General features: G+C 61.4%; 15 protein-coding genes. 7 read left to right on the forward strand and 8 right to left on the reverse strand.

The genetic code is table 11. The annotated features are described in order from the left end of the window. Positions 1-12: 12 nt before the first annotated feature. On the forward strand, positions 13-207 hold the full coding sequence (gene iscX, locus AKL28_RS00520; RefSeq protein WP_050466098.1) for a Fe-S cluster assembly protein IscX: 195 nt from the start codon (positions 13-15) through the stop codon (positions 205-207). A gap of 76 nt (positions 208-283) precedes the next feature. Here iscX and AKL28_RS00525 read toward each other — a convergent pair whose 3' ends face one another. The 7 genes from AKL28_RS00525 to AKL28_RS00555 all read right to left on the reverse strand — a co-directional run bounded on the left by AKL28_RS00525 (position 284) and on the right by AKL28_RS00555 (position 8,727). Beyond that, complete coding sequence (locus tag AKL28_RS00525) at positions 284-1,597, reverse strand: DUF1501 domain-containing protein (protein ID WP_050466099.1); 1,314 nt, start codon at positions 1,595-1,597, stop codon at positions 284-286. Positions 1,598-1,611: 14 nt separating this feature from the next. Beyond that, positions 1,612-3,147 carry a DUF1800 domain-containing protein gene (locus tag AKL28_RS00530; protein WP_050466100.1) on the reverse strand — a complete coding sequence of 512 codons (1,536 nt, stop codon included), beginning with the start codon at positions 3,145-3,147 and terminating at the stop codon, positions 1,612-1,614. A gap of 188 nt (positions 3,148-3,335) precedes the next feature. Next, positions 3,336-3,908 (reverse strand): DUF1120 domain-containing protein, encoded by a 573-nt coding sequence (locus AKL28_RS00535; RefSeq protein WP_050466101.1) that lies wholly within the window; start codon positions 3,906-3,908, stop codon positions 3,336-3,338. Then, positions 3,895-6,492, reverse strand: coding sequence for a fimbria/pilus outer membrane usher protein (locus tag AKL28_RS00540; RefSeq protein WP_231602289.1), 2,598 nt, complete (start codon positions 6,490-6,492; stop codon positions 3,895-3,897). The genes AKL28_RS00535 and AKL28_RS00540 overlap by 14 nt, the downstream gene beginning before the upstream one ends. Positions 6,493-6,502: 10 nt before the next feature. Further along, on the reverse strand, positions 6,503-7,225 hold the full coding sequence (locus AKL28_RS00545; RefSeq protein ID WP_061286703.1) for a fimbria/pilus chaperone family protein: 723 nt from the start codon (positions 7,223-7,225) through the stop codon (positions 6,503-6,505). A 120-nt stretch (positions 7,226-7,345) separates the two neighbouring features. Beyond that, positions 7,346-8,029, reverse strand: a complete 684-nt coding sequence (locus AKL28_RS00550; protein ID WP_082221304.1) for a DUF1120 domain-containing protein — start codon at positions 8,027-8,029, stop codon at positions 7,346-7,348. A gap of 38 nt (positions 8,030-8,067) precedes the next feature. Then, entirely contained in the window at positions 8,068-8,727 is a 660-nt protein-coding gene (locus AKL28_RS00555) for a DUF1120 domain-containing protein (RefSeq protein WP_082221305.1), read from the reverse strand. A gap of 250 nt (positions 8,728-8,977) precedes the next feature. Here AKL28_RS00555 and AKL28_RS00560 point away from each other — a divergent pair, with 250 nt between their 5' ends. The 3 genes from AKL28_RS00560 to AKL28_RS00570 all read left to right on the forward strand — a co-directional run bounded on the left by AKL28_RS00560 (position 8,978) and on the right by AKL28_RS00570 (position 11,830). Beyond that, on the forward strand, positions 8,978-10,237 hold the full coding sequence (locus AKL28_RS00560; RefSeq protein ID WP_050466104.1) for an EAL domain-containing response regulator: 1,260 nt from the start codon (positions 8,978-8,980) through the stop codon (positions 10,235-10,237). A 180-nt stretch (positions 10,238-10,417) separates the two neighbouring features. Further along, entirely contained in the window at positions 10,418-11,110 is a 693-nt protein-coding gene (locus AKL28_RS00565; protein ID WP_050466105.1) for a response regulator transcription factor, read from the forward strand. A gap of 33 nt (positions 11,111-11,143) precedes the next feature. Beyond that, complete coding sequence (locus AKL28_RS00570; protein ID WP_050466106.1) at positions 11,144-11,830, forward strand: response regulator; 687 nt, start codon at positions 11,144-11,146, stop codon at positions 11,828-11,830. A 129-nt stretch (positions 11,831-11,959) separates the two neighbouring features. Here the strand turns inward: AKL28_RS00570 and AKL28_RS00575 are convergent, their stop codons facing one another. Beyond that, a complete protein-coding gene (locus AKL28_RS00575; protein ID WP_050466107.1) occupies positions 11,960-12,421 on the reverse strand; it encodes a rhodanese-like domain-containing protein in 462 nt (153 codons plus the stop codon). 408 nt (positions 12,422-12,829) lie between these two features. Between AKL28_RS00575 and glnA the strand changes: the two genes are divergently transcribed. The 3 genes from glnA to glnL all read left to right on the forward strand — a co-directional run bounded on the left by glnA (position 12,830) and on the right by glnL (position 15,956). After that, positions 12,830-14,245 (forward strand): type I glutamate--ammonia ligase, encoded by a 1,416-nt coding sequence (gene glnA / locus AKL28_RS00580; RefSeq protein WP_050466108.1) that lies wholly within the window; start codon positions 12,830-12,832, stop codon positions 14,243-14,245. 111 nt (positions 14,246-14,356) lie between these two features. After that, on the forward strand, positions 14,357-14,794 hold the full coding sequence (locus AKL28_RS00585; protein ID WP_050466109.1) for a hypothetical protein: 438 nt from the start codon (positions 14,357-14,359) through the stop codon (positions 14,792-14,794). Between the two features lie 88 nt (positions 14,795-14,882). Next, positions 14,883-15,956, forward strand: coding sequence for a nitrogen regulation protein NR(II) (gene glnL / locus AKL28_RS00590; RefSeq protein WP_050466110.1), 1,074 nt, complete (start codon positions 14,883-14,885; stop codon positions 15,954-15,956). The last annotated feature ends 6 nt before the right edge of the window (positions 15,957-15,962 follow it).

The raw sequence follows: 15,962 nt of genomic DNA on the forward strand, positions 1-15,962 counted from the left end.
GGGGAACCCAACATGAAATGGACAGATACCCAGCAGATCGCCGAGGAACTGTATGACAAGTTCCCCGAGATCGATCCCAAGACCATCCGATTCACCGACCTGTATCGCTGGGTGATGGAGCTCGATGGTTTCGATGACGATCCCAAGCACGTGGGCGAGCGCATCCTGGAGGCGATTCAGGCTGCGTGGATCGAAGAGACTGAGTAAGTCTCCGGAGGTTGCAGAAAAAATGCCGTTCAGTGCGAAACCTGAACGGCATTTTTTTGCGTCAATCTTTCCGTATTCAGACAAACAGATTCGGCACACCGCGCCCCCCGGCAGCATATTGCGGGAAGATTTTCTCCAGCGCCTGGTCGCCGATACGCATATGGCGCTCCGCCACCGACGACAGCACCGCGCGGAAATCGGTAGTGATCGCCAGGTCCCGGCCTTCGTTCAAGGCGGCCTGGTTCAGCCCCGGCCATTGCCCGTAGATCTTGCCGCCGCGCAGGTTGCCACCCAGCAGCCACATGGCGTTGCCATGACCGTGGTCGGTGCCGCCGTTGCCATTCTCGCGGAAGGTGCGGCCGAATTCCGATACCACCACGACCACGGTGTCATTGAATGCGGGCCCCAGCTCGCGCGCCAGCGTCGCCAGGCCGGTGGCCAGCGGCGTCAGCCGTCCCGCCAGTTGGCCGGTGCCGTTGCCCTGGTTGATGTGCGTGTCCCACCCGCCCACGGCGAGGAAAGACAGCCGGATGCGCGGATCGTTGCGCATCAGGCGGCCCAGGCGCGCGGTGTCGATCGACAGGCCGTTGGGCAGCGGTGCGCCGTTGTTGGCCATCTGCTGCTCATCGCTGTTGATTTCGGCCATCAGTTCCTTGCGCGCCGCGATGCCGTCGCGATAGGCCTTGCCTAGCGGATCGTCGCCGCCGTACAGCGGCGCGAAGGCCTGCATCATGCGCGGCTGGTCGATCAGGCTGGGACGGGCGGCGGCGCGGCCGGTCTGCAGGTTGGCCACGACGTTCCTGCCGCTCATGATGCGCGGCGTGGCGTCGCCCACGGAGAGTGCCTGCAGCGGCGACTCCGACGGCGGCAGGTAGCCCATCAGGCGGTTCATCCAGCCATCGCGCGTATTGTGCTGGCCGGGCGTGCCGGTTTCCATGTAGTCCTGTGCCTCGAAGTGCGAACGCGAAGCGTCTGGCGAGCCGGAGGCGTGGACGAAGGCCAGTTGGCCGCTTTCCCAGTAGGGCATCAGCGGCTGTAGCGCCGGATGCAAACCAAAGTAGCCGGTCAGGTCGATGGCGCCGTTGGCCTGGCCGGGGCGCGCCACGGCGATGGTCGGGCGCGCCCGGTAGTACTCGGGATCGCCATGCGGCACTACCACGTTCAGGCCGTCGACAGCGCCGCGCAGGAACACCACCACCGTGCGTGGGGCGCCATCGCCATTGGCGTGCGCACGCGGCTTGGGCGAACCGTAGGCGAGTTTGGCCGGCCCGGCCCGGCTGATGCTCTTGTCGCCGGTAGGCACTACGGCGCAGCCGGACAGGCCGACCGGCACCAGGATGGCGCCGCTGCCTGCGGCGCCGAGATAGCGGATGAAGTCGCGGCGGTTCATGTCGATCCTTAGCGTCAGCGTTTCATGAAATCCGGGCCGCCCAGAATCAGGCCGGCCTGCAGGTTGGGTGGTGCGGCATTGATCTTCTGTACGCTGTCCGGTGCGATGGCCGGCCCCAGCGTAGCCAGCAACTGCTGAGGATCGGCAGGGCGCGCATCGGCATTGGATGGCGGTGGCGCACCATCGGCGCGGGCGATGGGCGATTTGCCGTTCACCAGGCCGCCGGCGAAATTGATCCGGCGCAGCAGTGCGTCAGGATTGAGCCAGGCCTCTTCGGAATACTTGTAGCCCTCCGGCGTGAGCCAGCCGTACAGCGGCATGCCGAACTGGCCCAACGCGCCGTTGACCGGCCTGGGGTTTACCACCGGCGTGGCGGTGGCGCGCAGTGCGGAGACCACGAACTGGTAGGGCGTCTTGAACTGCGTCTGGTAATTGGCGCGCGACCAGAACTGCGGGCTGTCGAACAAGGTTTGCAGCACCGCGCGAATATCGCCATGCGTGGCCAGGAAGGTTTGCGACAGTTTCTGCACCAGTGCCGGATCGGGTTTGTCGGCGACGAAATACTGCGCCAGTTGGGTGGCAATGAAGCGCGCCGTCGACGGATGGCTGGCCAGAATGTCGAGTGCGGCTTCACCCTCCTGGTAGCCACGGGCCGCGAGCGGCTTGCCGAGAAAGACCTTGGGTGCGGCATCATGGCGGGCGGCGTTGAAGGAGAAGGGCGCGGCGCCGCCTTTCATGGCGTTGACGTCAATGGTCCAGCCGGACAGGATGCGCGCCAGCGTGATGACGTCGGCCTGCCGGTAGCCGCCATCCACGCCCAGCGTATGCAGCTCCATGAGTTCGCGTGCGTAGTTCTCATTGAGCCCCTTGAAGTTGCCGCGTGCACCCGGCGTGCCGACGCCGCTGGAGAGCCAGTTGTCGAGGTAGTACAGCATCGCCGGATGGTGCGCGACAGCGCCCAGCAGATCGCGGAAATTGCCGAGTGCATAAGGGCGGATGGCATTTTTTTCATAATCGCCGACCCAGTAGCGCACCCATTCCTTGCCTTCGAAGACGTTGAAGTGGTTGGCCCAGAATTCGGTCATCACCTCTTGCAGCTGGCGTGGGCTTTCGGTGGCTTGCAGCAGGCGCGCCAGATGGAATTGCGGCGTCAGTTCGCTCCCGGCGCGCTGGCGCGCGGCCTGTTTTTCTTCTTTCGATGCGTTCTTGTCGAATGAGGGCGGGCCATAGTCGACGAACAATTGCGCCGGCGTCATCTGCAGCCCCGGCAGCGCGGCCAGCTGGGCCTGCAGGTCTTGCGGCAGCGGGATGCGTTCGGGGTGCAGTTGCAGTTCGATATAGCGTTTGGCGCCCATTTTCTCGACCTGCTCCAGATCGCCCGGACGCGGTCCGTAGGCCAGGCGGTCGAGTACATGCAGGGCGCGTTCTTGCGGCGACAGGTCAGCGCCGGTGGCCGATGCGGCACAGCATGCGAGCAATACCAGCAAGCATCGCTGGCGCAGGGTGGCCGGCAGCATGGCCGGGCGGATGGCTTGGCGAAACGGGCGCATGAATGGGCCTCGATAATGGATGGTTGTCTGCCGGTAACTTTCAGGGGGGATGAGTGCGAGCCCGACGAACCGGGATGGCGCATGACACGTTCTATAACGCCGCTTGCCCGATTAGGGTTGGCAGGATTTGAGAGCGTTACACGGCGTTACAAAGAGTGTTGCAGTTGTCAGGAATAGGGGGAGCCGGGTCAATCTTCGACCAGCTCGAAACTCCCGGCGCCGCGAAATACCGTGCGGTCGTTGATACGGCTGCCGGTAGTCAGGATCACGGCATCGATGTCGACTTGCAGTTGCAGCGAGCTGCCCCTGACCGGCACGTCGTTGATGATGGGTACCGCGCCGGTGTTGGGCCGCAGCGTTACGCTGTCGGCCTTGATTTCGGGCGGTTGCTCCGGCACCAGGACGCTGCCCAGCCCGACCGCGCGGCCGTCCAGCCTGGCATTGAGCACGTTCAGGGTGAATGAGCCGCCATTGCCGAGCCGGTAGGTGTTGGCGTCGGCGGCGCTGCCGCGGTAGAACAGCGTCATCAGCGTCGGCACCCGGCAGGTGACGGTGAGCGTCACGCTTTGCCGCCCCAGGCTCATCATCAGCGGCGAGACTTGCTTTTTCAGCAGCTCCGCGCGCGTGGTGTCGCCATAGTCCACGCTGGGGTTGCTGATTTGCATCTGACAGTTGTCGGGGCCGGCCGCGTGGGCGGCAGGCGTGGCCAGCAGGACGGCCGCCAGCGTGGCCAGCGCAAGGACAGGATCAGACCGGGGCATGGGGAATTCCTTTCGGTTGCGCGTGCATGTCCGGCCGGCACACCGCATCGGCCGTCTCGTAGAACATATTGGGATCGGGGGCGGATGGCAAGCTGTATTGGAGCACGCAGTTTTTCTCGTCCGGCAGGGTGACGCGCAGCGGCCCGGTTGGCGTGCCGTTAAGCAGGAACACCTGGCCGTCGTCGACCACGGTAGTCACGAACCGGTTGTCAGCATCGAGTACGAAAGCGCCCTTGGGCAATGGTTGCCCGTCCGGTGATTTGGTGTTGAGCAGGATGCGCCTGACCTTGAGCACATCGAAGTCGATGTGGCTGACCGAGCCCCGGCCCGGGTCGAGCAATTTCAGTCCATTCTTGATGTCGACGTTGCGGGGCAGGCTCTTGGTGGCGATTTCCAGCCGGGTGCTGGCGTAGGGCGGCAATTGGGAAACCACGGCCTGGCCTTTCCAGTCGGTCCAGACGGGGCCGTAGGGCGTGCTGACCTTGACGCCGGAGACATCGCCTACCTGCAGGATGCCGAAGGTGTCCTGTACCGCGTAGGGAGACAGCGTCAATCCAGCCTGGTGCAGCACCATCGCACCGCGCAGTCCGCCGTTGTAGGCAGTGCTGCCCGATCCGTAGCGCGCGTAGCCGAGGTTGACTTGCGCATAGCGCGGCAGCATCGAGACCTGGGTGCTCAGGTCGCTGTCTTTTGTTTGCTGGTTGCGTTCGGCTGCGACGGTGTAGTTGACATAGTCATTGAGCTGCTCGTTATACGACGCGCCCAGGCGCTGGTAGCCGCTGCTGTTGTTGACGTAAGTGCGCACGCTGCGCTTGCCCAGCGGGATGCTGACGGTGAGGTAGAAGGTATTGGCGGCTCCCGTCAGCGCGCCGGTGCCGCCCATCTGGTGCTCGATATTCAGGTTGACGCTGACGGTATCGAAGCTGCGTCCCCATGAGGCCATGACGCGCTGGGTGCTTTGTCCGTAGAACTGGGTTGATCTGGAGTAGGAGACATTGAAGCCGCCCAAGAGCGTATTGCTCCAGCTGAGCGAGGCCGTGTATTGGCCTCGGTAGCGCGCGTATTGCGTAGTGGGTGTTTGGCCCGGCGCGAGCAGCAACTGTTCGGTCAGCTCGTTGCGCTGGTCAATGGTGGTGTCGCTGAGGTCGCGATAGCCCAGGGTCTGCTGCGTGGTCGACAGGCCCAGCGAAGTGTTGGCCGCCAGGATGCTGCTGCTGGCAAGCGTGAACTGCGTGCCGTGTTCGCCCTCGCGTGGGGCACGGGAGAGCCTTTGTTGAACGCTCAGGTTGTTGTCGCCGATGCGGGTGTCCGCCCCCCAGCTTGCCGCCTGGTAGCCGGTGGCGCCCATCAGGCCGGCGCTGAGCGTACTGTTCTTGCCCAGTGGCCAGCCGCCGCCGGCGGTGGCGACCCAGGGCTGCCTGCCGGTGGAGTTGCCCAGCGAGCGCAATTTGCCGAGCGCGAAGGAATAGCCGCGCTGCATGCCAAGGTTGCCGCCGTGCAGCGACGCGGCCGGCACGGTGAAGCGGCGTTGCGAACCATTGGCTTCGGTCACGGTGACATCGAGGTCGCTGGTGCCATTGAGCAGCGGCAGGTCGGTCAGCGCGAAGGGGCCGCTGGGCACCACCGTCGAGTAGATCAAGGCATTGTTCTGGCGCACTTCGACCCGCGCCTGGGTCTGCGCGATGCCTTCCACCATCACGTTGTTGAGAGAGCTGGATGACAGTGCGGTCTCCGGCACGATCTGCAGCCCGGTGATCGGCCCGGCGGCGAAGGCGGTATTGAGGATGTTGATCTGGCCGCCCTGGAAGATGGATTTGTAGTCGACCAGCGTGTGCTGCGCATAGGCATACAAGTGCTGGCGCTGCGAGGACTGGTCTTGCCGCGCATACATGGTGCGTCCGCGTACGATCCAGTCGCGCGTGTTGAATCCGTATTCCAGGTTGGCGCTGAGGAAGTTGCTGGAACTGCTGCCGAACTGGCTGCGCGAGGTCACGATGTCATAGTTGACCAGGGCAGCGGTGCCGCCGGTCGTGAAGCCGGAAAAATCGCTTTCATTGGGCCGCATCGCATCGGTCGGCACGACCAGCGCGACTTCTTCCTTGCCCGGCCTGAGTTCGATCCCGGTTTGCGGATAGGCATCCTTGAAATCGTAGCATTGCCCGGCCGCTGCAGCGGCTGCCGATGCCGGGGCCGGCCCGCCGGCGGGCAGGGTTTTCTCGGGCGTCTTCAGGCCGCCTTTGTTGAGCAGGTTCTTGTCGAAGCAGAGTTCGCCCTTGTCGTCGAAGCGTGCATCGACGCGTCCGCGCATCTGTCCGTTGACGAACAAGGTGACGATGTTGATGCCGGGGCGGAAGCGGGCGGCATCCTTGAAGTATTCGGCGATTTGCGGATCGATGCCGCGCTCGCGCAGCATGTCCAGGTCGAACCCCGCCGGCAGTTGCGCCCATGCGGGGAGCGCCGCGGCCAGGCCACCGAGCGCAAGCAGGAGGCGGCTGCAGCATGGCGAGAGGCGCGGCGCAACTGTCCCGCCGGTATGCCGTTGCTGCGTACCGGAAGAAGGCAGGCCGTTGTCCGCGGTCGCCACCCGTCAGGGCTCAGGGTTTGCCCAGCGGCGCGTCGAAATTGTCGACCGAGAAACCGTACACCGTGGCCGGAGACAGGCGAACCGTAGTCGTGCCGGACGCGTTGCCCTTGATCTGTCCGGTCAGTTTTTCTCCCGGCAAGATATAGGTGCGGCTCATGTCGACTTCGGCCATGGACGGCAGCAGCGACACCGACTGGGCAAAGCGCACTACATAGGCGCTGTCGTTGCGCATTACCAGCGAATCGCCGTTGATGGACCAGGTCAGCAGCTTCCAGGGCTCACGGTTCATGGGCAGGTTCTTGGGATGGATGATCAGCGGCAGGTTCTGGCGCACGTTCATCGTCACCTTGACGCCGCCTTCGGCGCCTTTTTGCGGAATGCCTTCGAAAATCACGCGCTTGAGGCGCTGCGTCTTGAGCGGTTCCTTCAATTGCAGGATGAAGCGCACCAGTTGCGTCTGGTCGGGTTCCACGCGCGCCACCGGCGGGGAGACCACCAGCAACTGCTCCTTGTCTTCAGGCAGGTTCTGGATGGAGGTGTAAAGCAGGGTAGCGGCAGCGTCGGTGTTCTTGACGTTCATGCTGGCTTCGCCATCGGCTTCGTTGACGATGACGACCGACGTTTCCGGCAGCATGCCGCTGGCGTGGGCGATGGGTGCGGCGGCGCAGGCCAATGCGAAAAGCGACAGGCATGCCAGGCCGCGCATTTTTTGTTGCATGACGAAAGCGGACATCTTGTTTCCCCCAGGAACGAAACTCTATTTTTGATCATCGCCCATCCAGGCCATCTGCAAGCGATGGAACAACAGGTGGTTTATGGCTGTTTTAGCCATTTCGCGCCGATCCGATTTTTTTTACAGGTAATGCAGCTCCAGCGTAGCCGAACCATCAAGCGGGATGTCCTGGCTCAAGGGCAGGTTTTCCGCTTTGTTGACATAGGGTTGTACGGACAGGCTTCCCGATACCGCTTTGTAGGCGTCGACCGTGCCGTTGCCCGCTCCCCATGAAAAGCGTAGCCGTTTGGAGGCAGCGCCATTGCCGGCATCGCTCCATGTATTGCCATCGGTTGAGGACATCAGCTTCACCGGCCGATAGTCGCCGGTATAGGTATTGGGCATGAAGCGGATGGTATAGCCTCCGACATTGCGGCCGGAGGCGATGCCCAGGCCGAAGTTGTAGTCGTCCCCCAGCGCGCTGTTGCCGGACCCGGCGGCAACGATGCCGGGCACCAGCGAGGCGCTGCGGTTGTCGATGACCCTGACGCTGAATTTGGCAGCGGCGTCGCAATTGATGGAAAAGGTCATATTCATGGCCGGCAATGCTGTGACCTGGCCCTGGCGCAGGATATTGGCGTTCATCGTTCCATAGTCGGCCACGCCGCCATTGGACAGCGTCGGCGTGCAGGCTGCGGGTGTGAGCGTGACCACGACTTCCATCGGCACCATGCTGGCCGCGCCGCCGCTGCCGGCATAGGCAACTCCCGCGCAAAGCAGCATCAGGCGAAGCAGTGAATGGCAGGAAGGGCGGATGGCTGGCATGGCTATGTCGGGAGCGGTGTGGCAGGAATAGGCCGGTTTCAGAGGTAGACCAACTCGAAAGTGGCCGATCCATTCAGGGGGATTTCATCACCCAGACCTTCGCTGCGGCTGTCGATGACAGGCTGGATGCTCAGCGTGGCGCCCATCTGCTGCATTTTTGCCGGGATGCCATGCTCGCCTGCGGCCCAGGTGTAGAGCGTGTTCTGCAGCAGCATGCCATCGGTGCGTGCAGTCCAGGTGCCGCTTGCGGCGTTGCCCGATTCACTCATTTGCAGGTTGGGCGCGGCAGCGTTGTCGCGTGGTTCGAAGCGCAGTACATACCCGCCGACCCGCAGGCCTTGTCCGTTCTTTAATCCGAAATAACGTTCGTCGCGCAGCATGCTGGGTCGGGCCGAAGTCTTGACCATGCCATCGCCTGTCGCCAGCGGGCGGTTATCGACCAGGCGGAACGCCACGCTGGCAGGAATGCCGCAAGACACTTGCAGGCCGACCGATTTGGCAGGCAGCAAAGTCAGGGCATGCGCCGAGAGCGTGCTGGACGGGATGGCACCGTAGTCGATCACGCCGCCCCCGATGAAATTCGGTACACAGGCATTGGGCACGATGCGGCCGGTGACGCGCAATTCCGCCGTCGGCCCGGCAAGGACCGCAGCGGGAACGGCGAGTGCCCAGAGTGTGTAGAAGATCCGCCTGTCCATGATCGATGCGATACGTAAAGGTTGGTCCGTTCGATTCTAATTCAGTCCGTCGCCGGAGGTGAGGGAATATCGGTGCCTTCATGCGTTTCGCCTCAAGAGGGGAGTGATCTGGATTTCATTGTATTTTCACAATTTCTTTAATTTATTCGGGGGGCATTCCAGACGATTCTTATTGGAGGCGATGAGCCGCAGGCACAAAATCACAGGTTGGAAAATACCGAAAAACGGCATTGAAACAACCTGAAATATCATGAAATCGATCTCGGATTTATCCATTCTGATTGTCGAGGATGAGCCGCTGCAAAGGGCGGTTCTGGCCGGCAATCTCAAGCGCATGGGGGCGCAAAAGGTGCTGGAAGCAGCCGACGGCCAGGAGGCAATCCAGCTCATGGGAATGCATGGCGTGGACCTGATTTTCTGCGACATCGGCATGCCCAACATGGATGGTCCGCAGTTCATCGTCCAGCATGTGGAACAGGCTCGTAGCGAGCAAGGGACGCAGCGGCAGTTTCCGATGCTGGTATGGGTGAGCGTGCTTGGCGCGGGCATGCTGGACTCACATATCAGGCTGGCCAAGAGCGCCGGTTTTACGGTCGTTGAAGCCTTGCCCAAGCCGTTATCCAATATTTCCCTGTGCTATGTGATCGAATTGGCGCTTGCCTTGAGCAAGCCGCGCCGCCAGCGGCGTCCAGGCGCGGATGACGCATTGCGCAACATCACCGATGACGATTTGCTCAGGGCCATTTGCGATGTCGATGAATTCGATGTGTGGTATTGCCCGCAGGTTTCTCCTGAAAGCTTGCGTACGGTTGCGGCCGCGGCCGAGGTGCGCTGGAACCATCCCAGGTTCCGCAAATTGCGCCCGGAGCAATTCATGGCGCTGATCGAACAGCAGGGGCTGGGATTGGTATTGTTTTACCGCACCGTCAATCACGTGCTGCGGGTGCAGCAAAAACTGAAGGCCTACGGCCATTGTTTGCCGTTCAGCATCAAGGCCTCCGCCCAGACGCTGCAGACACCGGAAATTGTGGACTATCTCGCCGACCGGGTGAGGCAGCATCAATTGAGCCCGGAACAAGTCTCCATCGTTCTCACGGAAAACGGCGCGCCGGTGCGGTCGGTGCATCTGTCGGCTTCGCTCAACCGTTTGCGCATCAAGGGGTTCGGTTTGGCGCTCAACGGCTTTGGCGCGGGCAGCGCCAATATCAACATGCTTTCCGAGATGCCGTTCACCGGCATCCATATCGATGGCGGACTTATCGGGCAACTGTTGCGCCATGAGCCTTCACGCAGCATGGTCGACAGCATCTTCGACATGGGGCGGCGCCTGGGGATGGATGTCGTGGCCTGCGGTGTGGACGATCTGGAAACATCCGAGGCCTTGCGTGAAATGGGATGCCAGTTGATGCAGGGCGGTGTTGCGCCGCCGCTGAAGGCATCCGAGTTCCTGCATGCCGTGCGCCGCGGCACGGAAGCACCGTCTTGCGATTCGGCGCAAGTGCCTGCCTGAAGCGGAGGAAATCATGGCCCTATTCGTTCGTTTGACACGAGGCGCTATTGATACACTTGGAAAAAAGACTGGCCGCGACCATTCGGTTTTCGGCACATGGGACGGCGTTCGCCATCATGGGGAGAGGCGAGGCCGGGACGCCGCGGCCCTTGGGGCCATCAGCCAAAAAAGGAATCCATGATGACATGGTCATCTGCATCGACGGTCCGCATTGCCTTGCTGGACGATCACGCAGTGGTCCGCTACGGACTGGCGGGACGTTTGTCCGAAGAGCCGGATTTTCAGATCGTGGGGACGTTTGCGACCAGCAAGGAAATGATGGTGGCCTTGCGCACTGCGCCGGCCGATCTGCTGGTCATCGATTATTCGCTGGGGGCCAATGATATTGACGGCCTGAACCTGATTCGTGCATTGCGGGTGCGTTTTCCCGACAGCAAGATCCTGGTCTCTTCCTCACATTACAACCCGGCCACGGTCGCCTTGGCCATGAAGGCCGGCGCCCGTGGTTTTGTCGGTAAGTCGCAGGAACTCTCGGAGCTGATCCAGGCGATACGTACCGTTTCTCTTGGCCGTGTCCATCTGAATAACAACATGGCCGCCGAATTGTCATCGATGCTTTCCGCCGAACCGGGGACGGGCGCCCGGGAAGGCGAGGTGATGTCGGATTCACTCTCCGAGAATTCGGAATTGTCGCCGCGTGAACGCGAAGTGCTGCGCTGTTGCCTGGATGGCATGACCGTGACCCAGATAGCGGAAAAATTCGCGCGCAGCGTCAAGACCATCAGTGGCCAGAAGCAATCGGCATTTCGCAAGCTTGGCGTTCGCAACGATAGCGAGCTGTTCAAGATTCAGCATCAGTTGGAAGACCTTTGAGACCGAGAGACTGAGATAAGGACGGATCGACAAATGAGCGAAAAAGGACCTTCGATTCTGGTGGTCGACGATTCGGCGACCAGCCGCATGGTGATCGAAAAGCAGTTGCGCAAGTTCGGCTGCAGCGTGGCCGGCGCCGAAGACGGCAGGTCCGCGCTGGCTGCCATACAGGCGCAGCGTTATGACCTGGTGCTGCTCGATTGCTACATGCCGGACATGAACGGCTACGAAGTGGCGCGCCGGGTGCGCGCGGCGGAAGAGAGCAATCCGGATGCGGGTTATACCCCGCTGATCGGCATCTCGGCCGAGGCCGACGCAGCCCATGTGCAACTGTGCCTGGAAAGCGGCATGGACGGCATTCTGGGCAAGCCGTTGCCGATCGAAGAGTTCAAGAAAATGCTGTCGCTGTGGTGCGATTACGATGTGGACGAACAGGCCCCCGGCGCGCCGCCGGTGGATGCCCAGTCGGTCGACCTGGAGGCTTTGTTCCGGACAACCTCGCTACAGGATCTGGCGGCAATGCGTGTGGCCCATGCTGCGTCCGACATCGAAGCCGTCAAGTGCCTCGCGCATCGGATGAAAGGCGCGGCGCTGACGATGAACCGGGAGGGGATTGTCGTGACGCTCGAGCGCATTGAAGATGCAACGCGCAACGGCGCTGCCGGCTTTGCCGCCATCGTTGCGCTGATGGCGGAGCTGGATGCTCCTTTGGGAGCCTGATCGGCAAGGCCGATATTGCCGCGTCGGGAAATCTTATAAATAAAATGTGAAGCACGCAAAAAAGCCCGGCATGACCCGGGCTTTTTCATATGCGGGCCGCGATCGTGCCGCAGGCCGCCGATGGGCGCTTCAGGCACCTGTCCAGGGCAGGCCGGCCTTGCACCATCCTTCCACCGTCTTGCGGTGCCCGGCCGCATCTTTGTTGCCTTCGAATCCTTCGACGATGTCGAAGCAATTGCGATAGCCGTTTTCTGTTGCCAGTTTGGCGGCATGCCTGGAACGAACCCCGGAGCGGCACAGGAACAGCAGTACCTCGTCCGGACCGGCGGCTTCCTTCAACTGCTCGAGGAATTGCGGATTGGGTTTGCCTTCAGGGTACAAATTCCATTGAACGAACAAGTGTTGCTCAGCGGGAATGTGCACTACCCCGACCCAGTCACGTTCGGCCTTGGTCCGCACATCCACCAGCTTGATAGCAGGATTGCCCTGAATCAGGGCAAAGGCTTCCTGGGGAGTGACGGCCCCGCGGTAGGGAAGTTGGCCATCCTGGGCACGCTGGCTTGCAGTGGTGAGGATCAGTTCTTGAGTCATCGATGTCTCGCAGGGGCTGCTTTGGTTGGAAATTGCTAAAAATTATAAATAAATTGGAACGATTAATTCTTTTGGAGCAGGGAATGCATCGATAATTTGCGCGAATGCACTTTTAAAGTGCGCATTCTGAATCTGGTGCACCAAAATGGTATTTGTTGGTGCAATTTCTCCAAAGTGCACTAAAATAATGCATAAATTCGACCTCCATGCACTGAAGGGAACGGCCGTCCAGCCTGTACTCCCTAAAATATTCCATTATTGCGGCCCCTGAAAGGGCGGTGGCATGGAATCTGCTATCATCCACGCCTGAGTTCCGGCGCAAGACCGTTGTATCAAATGCAAAGATCCAGTCGCAGAAAACGGCTCACCCCCCAAATTTATACTACTTCCTCGTTTTAGGAGATTCGCATGGCAAGGACGGCCGCAGAGGTTTTGAAGATGGTGAAGGACAACGAAGTCAAGTTTGTTGACTTCCGTTTCGCGGACACCCGTGGCAAGGAACAGCACGTTTCCGTGCCTGTTTCGCATTTCGACATCGACAAGTTCGAATCCGGTCACGCCTTCGACGGTTCGTCGATCGCAGGCTGGAAGGGTATCGAAGCCTCCGACATGCTGCTGATTCCGGACCCGAACACCGCCAACATCGACCCGTTCATGGAAGAAACCACACTGTTCATGCAGTGTGACGTGATCGAGCCGTCCGACGGCAAGGGCTACGACCGCGACCCGCGTTCCATCGCCAAGCGCGCTGAAGCCTACCTGAAGTCCTCCGGCCTGGGCGACACCGCCTACTTCGGTCCGGAACCAGAATTCTTCATCTTCGACGGCGTGCGCTGGGGCGCAGACATGTCCGGTTCCTTCGTCAAGATCGATTCCGAAGAAGCTTCCTGGAGCACCGGCGCCAAGATCGAAGGCGGCAACTCCGGCCACCGTCCGACCGTCAAGGGCGGCTACTTCCCGGTTCCCCCGGTCGACAGCTTCCAGGACATGCGTTCGGAAATGTGCCTGATCCTGGAATCCCTGGGCATCCCTGTTGAAGTGCATCACCACGAAGTCGCCGGCGCCGGCCAAAACGAAATCGGCACCAAGTTCTCGACGCTGGTCGAGCGCGCCGACTGGACCCAGAACCTGAAGTACGTGGTCTGGAATGTTGCGCACACCTACGGCAAGACCGCGACCTTCATGCCTAAGCCGCTGGTCGGCGACAACGGCTCCGGCATGCACGTTCACCAGTCGATCTGGAAAGATGGCAAGAACCTGTTCGCAGGCGACGGCTATGCCGGTCTGTCCGAAACAGCGCTGTTCTACATCGGCGGCATCATCAAGCACGCCAAGGCGCTCAACGCGATCACCAACCCCGGCACCAACTCGTACAAGCGTCTGGTTCCAGGCTTTGAAGCACCGGTCAAGCTGGCCTACTCGGCACGCAACCGTTCGGCATCGATCCGTATTCCGCACGTGGCCAATCCTAAGGGCCGCCGTATCGAAACCCGTTTCCCGGATCCGCTGGCCAACCCGTACCTGTGCTTCGCTGCATTGCTGATGGCAGGCCTGGACGGCGTGCAAAACAAGATCCATCCGGGCGAAGCCGCGACCAAGGACCTGTACCACCTGCCGCCGGAAGAAGACAAGCTGATCCCGACCGTCTGTGCGTCGCTGGAAGAAGCGCTGGACCACCTGGACAAGGATCGCGAGTTCCTGACCCGCGGTGGCGTCTTTACCGACAGCATGATCGATGCCTATCTGGAACTGAAGGGTCAGGAAGTTCAACGCTACCGCATGACCACTCATCCGATCGAATTCGATATGTACTACTCGCTGTAATCGAAGACGGGTACTCAAAAAAAGGGGAAGCTTGCTTCCCCTTTTTGTTTGTACGCAGCCGGAGCGCTTGCCGTCTTGTCATAAGGCGGTGGATGTTTTCCGGAGGATGCGATGAGGCACTGGTGTAGTTTGGGATGGGCGGCGGCACTGCTGGCCGGCGCGGCGGCGGGCCATGCTGCCGACATGTATGTCTGCACCGGCAGCGGCGGCGTCGAATACCGCGATGACGCGCGTGCGGCGAACTGCCGCAAGGGTGTACTGGCGCCGGTAGGCGCGGTCAGTGGAGATGGCGTCGGCAAAGGGCGGCAGGATGTGCCGCCGGCAGTGCCAATTGCCGAAGAGCGTTCGAACACGGATGTGCGCGAACGCCTGGCGGCCGAACGCAAAAAACTCGGCGAGCTCCGGCGCGAATACAACGGCGGCGAACCGGAGCGCCGCGGCGGCGAGCGCAATTACGCCCGATACCAGTCGCGCACCGCGGCCTTGAAGGATGCGATCAGCCAAAGCGAGGCGGCAATCGCCGTATTGGAGCAGGCGCTGCAAGATTGACGCATAAAGTGCCGTGGGATGCGGGCTCGCCCGAAACTTGCTAGAGCAGGATCAATAACCAACGATTTCAGGGTCAACGATTATCCGAATGAAGACAAATTTCCCTTCGCTTGACGGCCTCGACCTGTTGGCTTCGGCGGTGATCATTCTGGATGCCCGGGGCGGCATCGTGTACGCCAACGCTGCGGCAGAGAACCTGCTGGAAAGTTCATTCAAGGTCCTGTCGCAGCAGAAGCTCTCGGAGCTGTTCCTCAACGGCACGGAGCTATCCGCGCTGTTCTCCCAGGCCATCGAACACCAGTTTGCCGACAAGCGCCTGGACCTGGTGCTGGAACGCGCCAACCGCGAGCCCTTGCAGGTGCATACCATCGTCACGCCGCTGGACAACCCGGACATGCCGGTGCTGCTCGAGTTGCGGGAGAACGTGCAGCAACTGAAGCTGGACCGCGAAGAGCGCATGTTCGACCAGAGCCAGGCCAACAAGGAACTGATCCGCAACCTGGCGCACGAGATCAAGAACCCGCTGGGCGGCATCCGCGGCGCGGCGCAATTGCTGGAACTGGAGTTGCCCGAGCGCCACCTGAAGGAGCTGCGCGAATACACCCAGGTCATCATCAAGGAAGCCGACCGGCTGCAGACGCTGGTCGATCGCCTGCTGGCGCCGCACCGCCATCCGCACATCGTCGGCGACGTCAACATCCACGAAGTGTGCGAACGCGTGCGCAGCCTGATCATGGCCGAGTTCCCGCAGGGCCTGACCATCAAGCGCGACTATGACCTTTCCATTCCCGAATTCCGCGGCGACAAGGAGCAGCTCATCCAGGCGCTGCTCAACATCGTCCACAACGCAGCGCAAGCCTTGGTCGACCGCATCCGCGCCGGCGACGGCGAGCTGATTCTGCGCACGCGCGTGAGCCGGCAAGTGACGCTATCCAAGGTGCGATACCGGCTGGCACTAGACTTGCATATCATCGATAACGGTCCGGGCATCCCTCCCGACATCCAGGAAAGGATTTTCTATCCGCTGGTGTCGGGACGCGAGGGAGGCAGCGGGCTCGGATTGACGCTGGCGCAGACTTTCGTTCACCAGCACATGGGCGTGATCGAATGCGAGAGCCGGCCGGGATGTACCGATTTCAGAATACTAATACCGCTGCCGTGAGCCAAT

It is taken from the genome of Herbaspirillum chlorophenolicum (assembly GCF_001189955.1).
In the GTDB taxonomy this organism is placed as follows: Bacteria; Pseudomonadota; Gammaproteobacteria; order Burkholderiales; family Burkholderiaceae_D; genus Herbaspirillum; species Herbaspirillum chlorophenolicum.